Source organism: Chitinophaga sp. (assembly GCF_036566945.1).
Classification (GTDB): Bacteria; Bacteroidota; Bacteroidia; order Chitinophagales; family Chitinophagaceae; genus Chitinophaga.
The window spans coordinates 1-1,569 of the sequence record NZ_DATCVJ010000361.1 but is presented as its reverse complement, the minus strand read 5'-3'; the positions used below and the strand labels follow the sequence as shown (position 1 = coordinate 1,569).

Sequence of the window (1,569 nt, the reverse complement as noted above, 5' to 3'; positions counted from 1 at the left end):
ATCGCCAAAATTATTCAAGTACATTACCTGAGAATATTGCCAAAAAAGACGCTGAAGCTATTGAAATTCTATCTCTGCGACAAAAGATAGCAAATAATGAATGGTATCAGAATTTGATACCGGAATACAAGAAAAAAGTTGATAAGAATAATCCTCCGGCAAGATTAGTGGGATGGGAGGATATAATTAAGTCTTCAAGAATAAAAGAACAATATTTTGTAAGTCCCTGGAAATGGTACTCTAATTATGCGCATTCCGAATTTATAGGGACGATGCAACTTGGTAATTACTTACTAGATGGAATGGAGATGAAGAAAATTATGTATCATAATATGGAATTTAATACGATGATACTATGTGCTGCAATTATCGAACTTCTGAACTTGTTTCCGGAACTGATTGATAGTTATGAGCAATCTGTCAGCATGAAAGATAGAACCTATATTTGCTATTGGTCCCGTGGCACGTTGAAGAAGGGTTTAAATTAATATCAGGGAAATATCCCGTGTGATCCCGTATTAAGGCTTTGCTTTTCCTACTATCAAATTTGCCTTTGCCGGATTATTCATTATACTACTAATCTCAGCATTAACAATATCGGTAACATCCTCTTTGATCCGCAGGAAGGTCTTTGGAACAACGCCGTTTTCCAGACTACGAACAACCGGTAATCCTTCGTAGCCCTTCCGTTCCTGATCGGCAGCCTTGGCATCCTTCTTCACTTTGCAGTGAAAGATCTTCTGTTTTATTTCCTGCCCTGGATTGTCGGCAACAATTCCCACGAACTCGCCGGCAGATAGGTTGCTGATCACGCTTGCGGGGATCGCCATATCCAGTTGCTGGGAGTGATTGATGGAAGTATCTGAACTGTTGATGGTGGTACTGGCGCGGTCCTGCATAATCTTACCCACTCTCTCGCTCATTTGACGGGCAGTATCTCCGGATACCTGGCCGGTAATAATGTTGCCGCATAGGTTCATCAACACATCTGCCATTTCACGGGAATAATCTTTGCGGACCTGATCCAGATTTTGGATAACAATAGTGGTAGCTATAAGATTGGATCTACCCGTCCCGATCAAAGAATCGATACCCTGAACGGTCAGGGTGGGAAATTCCTCGAAGCTCACGCCACACTTCATTTTCCCCTTTTTGTTGATCTGTTTTATCAGGCGGTTTATGTACAAAGAAAGAACGGCGCCATACGTCGCCTGTTTCTGTGGGTTGTTACCCATACATAAGATCTGTGGCGCTTCCGGGTTATTGATATCCAGGTTAAAATCATTGCCGGAAAGAACAAAGTATAATTCGGGGCTGGATAATCTTGCCATTGCAATTTTTGCGGCAGCTATCTGTCCTTCCAACTGTTCCATTACCCCCGCTTCAAAAGCAGAAATAAACGGAGAAATTAAAATTTCCAGCTCAGGCTCACATCGGATCATGGTGAACAGCTTACTGTATTCAACCTGGAGCAGTTCAATTACGTGCGGTAGCGTGCAATACTCCCCATTGCGATATTTGCGTAAATACCAGATCACCGCTGTCAGCAGGATTATTGGCGATTCCACA

2 protein-coding genes are annotated in these 1,569 nt (G+C 42.4%); one reads left to right on the top strand and one right to left on the bottom strand.

The annotated features are described in order from the left end of the window. A partial coding sequence (locus VIP81_RS10635; RefSeq protein WP_331959657.1) for a hypothetical protein occupies positions 1 to 488 on the top strand: 488 nt, incomplete at its 5' end. Positions 489 to 518: 30 nt separating this feature from the next. Here the strand turns inward: VIP81_RS10635 and VIP81_RS10630 are convergent. After that, positions 519 to 1,569 (bottom strand): type IV secretory system conjugative DNA transfer family protein (locus VIP81_RS10630; RefSeq protein WP_331959654.1); only part of this gene is annotated, 1,051 nt, incomplete at its 5' end.